Raw genomic sequence first — 2,844 nt, 5'->3', positions numbered from 1 at the left:
ACCCCAGCTCCCGGCCCGGTCACACCCTCAGCTGCACTCCATTTCCGGAAGAGCCAGTAATCGTCGGTCGTTTGGGCGACGACCAGCTCGAGTCGGCCGGCGTCGAACGCGTCAATTATCCGCGCAAGATGGTTCGTCATCCGCGCTGATTCTCCTGGTTTGGTGAGGGCGACAAAAGCCCACAAGAACCAACTCGTCTGCCTCTTGGAGAGTCAACCCCCGGGGGGAGAGGTCGGGTCCGGAGTACTCGAGGCGGCGTCGTTCACCGTGGCACGGGTGATCTCAGTACTTCGGTCGCGAGACGGGGCAAGAGCCCATCGGTGGCGAAGCGGTAGCCGAACTCGGCGTGGGCGGTCAGCTCGCGAGCGAGCAGCTCACCGACCGCTCCTGGATATGCGCGCTTCGCGTGGTGCGCGGCGGCGCGCAGGCGCATGGCCTCGTGCGGCGGGAGCCGGCCGCTCGGGTCGCCGGTGGTCGGCGGATCGGTCGGAAGGAAGAAGGTGATCCCGCCGGAGGGCGAGTCGGGTCGGGTTCGTGCGTAGGTGATCATCACATCTCGCAACTGTGTTGAGCGCGTGTTCAGCCCGGCGATTCCGTGACAGACACGGACGCCGTCTCAGGGCGACAGCGCGGCCGAAGGCAAGGTGCGCAGCACGCCGGAGCTCGCGTGCTGTGCCCTCTCTCGCACCCGGGCCGCTGTCCTGGCCGCGGCCCGCTCGGAAGCCCCGTCGACCGGGACGAAGGCGGTGGGCGTCTGGGCCGATCCCTCGAGGGGTCCCGTTGATCCGGGCTGTTCCAGGGCACGTGCTGCCGGTCGGCGGCGCGGCCCAGGTCGATGCTCGCGGGCGTGCTCTCTGAGCCCGGAGCCAGCGGTGAGCGAACGAGTCGCGGCACGGCTGGTGATACCCCCGTGACGTCCTACCGCGCGTCGAGGACGACCTCGCCGAGGGTGATCGTCGGTGGGTTCGGCACCAGGGCTGCGAGGCCGGTCTCGTGCAGCCACCTGCCTGCCGACCGGGTGGACTCCTCAGCGCCGGACCGCGTGTCGAAGACGCCGATGGTCGTCACGCGACCGTCGCCGAGGTCCACCAAGTAGTAGGCGACGAAACCGTCGAGACCGCGCATCACGTCGCGAAGGGCTTCCGCTCGCTTGCCGACCTCCACGACGATCTCCGGTACCTCGTCCTCGTAGGTGCGGATGACCGCGAACATGTCGTCTCCCTTCTTCGTCAACCCGCCCGGCGGGCGGCCCGAGCGAGCTTGGGCTGTCACCCGCGAGCCCGGTCACCTCCATCAGGAGGAGATGTCGAGAGGTCGCCGCTGCCACACTCGAGCGGCACCCACGCGGACGATGTCTTGCGAGCGAGGGACGACATGATCGACACGGCGGGCCCGGACCTGGTGCGTCCCCTGCGCCGCGCACTGCCTCGTCTGCGGTGGGCGACCGGGTTGGACGGCACGTTGGCCGGCCCGGTCACCCGCGGGGGGCGCCTGGTCGTCACCGAACTGCACGGCATGCTCACCGAGACGATGCGGGGGGTCGTCGTCACCCCGGGCATGGGTGCCGGGGGTAAGGCCCTGCAGCTCGGGCGACCTGTCGTGGTCAACGACTACCTGCGCGCGACGACGATCAGCCACGTGTACGACCACAAGCTCATCCAGGAGCAGACCCACGGTCTGGTGGCCGTCCCCGTTCACGTCGGCCGTGAAGTCCGCGCCCTGCTCTACGGGGCGGCGCGCACCACAGAGCCCCTCGGTGATCGTGTTCTCGATGCCGCTGCCCGCGTCGCGGCCGGGGTGGGTCGGGAGCTCGTCGTGGAGTACGAGGTGGCCCGCCGGCTGCAGATGGTCGAGGAGCTCCAACGGCGCAAGGAGCCGCGGCGCACCGTGGATCTGCGGGAGATCCACGATGAGCTCGTGTCGATCGCGGAGGCCACGTCCGATGAGCCCCTCCGCGACCGCCTCCACGTGCTGTGCGAGCGGCTCGGTCCCTCGTCCGGGCCTGGCGCGATGGCCGTGCCCCACCTGACCGGTCGAGAGCTCCAAGTCCTCGTCGAGGTAGCGCAGGGCCGGACGAACAACGAGGTGGCTGAACAACTCGCCGTGATGCCGACGACGGTGAAGACCTACCTCAAGAACGTCATGCGCAAGCTAGGCACCCACAACCGGACGGAGACGGTCCACGCAGCGCGCAGAGCAGGCCTTGTCGGCTGATCGGCACGGCCACCGGCCAGTAAGCGGTGCTGCAGGTGGCCCCGAGCAGCTACTACGTCGCCGAGACCTGCCCACCCTCGGCGCGGGCACGCCGGCACCGGCGTTCACCCCGCAGCTGATCACGCTGCGGGAAGACAACTACCGCGTCTACGGGGCCCGCAAGCTGCACAAGGCGGCCCGCCGCGCCGGCTCGACATCGGCCGCGACCAGGTCGCCCGACTGATGCGCGCCGCCGGGATCGAGGGCGCAAGGCGCAGCAAGCGAGTCCCACCACCCGAGCGGATCCGAGTACCACCGGGCGGCACCCGGACCTGGTCGAACGCACGTTCCGGGCCGACCCCCCGAACAGCTCTGGGTGACCGAACTGGCCTTCCCCGCAACCGGGGCGGGGTTGCCTACGTGCGAGCCAGTCACACTCGGGACGGCGCCCGCGACGGCCGCGCAGCTCAGAGGGCGAATCGCCCACCAACGGGTACCAGTCGGATCGGGTTAAGCAGGACCCGTCATCGTGAGTCGCCGGCTCGGTGGCATGAGGCGCTTTCCTCAAGTCGTCCGATGGCTCGCGGTGCGGGTCATGGTGCGAATCGACGGCGACTAACAGTCCGTGGTGCGATTAGAGTGACCGGCTCC

2 protein-coding genes and 1 pseudogene are annotated in these 2,844 nt (G+C 69.5%); 2 read left to right on the top strand and 1 reads right to left on the bottom strand.

Features of this window, described 5'->3' with window-relative positions:
• Window positions 1-918: 918 nt before the first annotated feature.
• Entirely contained in the window at window positions 919-1,212 is a 294-nt protein-coding gene (locus PHK61_RS31680) for a hypothetical protein (protein ID WP_274285020.1), read from the bottom strand.
• Window positions 1,213-1,374: 162 nt separating this feature from the next.
• Here PHK61_RS31680 and PHK61_RS31675 point away from each other — a divergent pair, with 162 nt between their 5' ends.
• On the top strand, window positions 1,375-2,214 hold the full coding sequence (locus PHK61_RS31675; RefSeq protein ID WP_274285019.1) for a helix-turn-helix transcriptional regulator: 840 nt from the start codon (window positions 1,375-1,377) through the stop codon (window positions 2,212-2,214).
• A gap of 23 nt (window positions 2,215-2,237) precedes the next feature.
• Window positions 2,238-2,608: pseudogene (locus tag PHK61_RS31670) on the top strand (IS3 family transposase); the annotation flags it as partial.
• Window positions 2,609-2,844 lie beyond the last annotated feature (236 nt).

The organism is Actinomycetospora lutea (genome assembly GCF_028737205.1).
GTDB lineage: Bacteria > Actinomycetota > Actinomycetes > Mycobacteriales > Pseudonocardiaceae > Actinomycetospora > Actinomycetospora lutea.
This window is presented reverse-complemented; position numbering and strand designations above follow the sequence as displayed.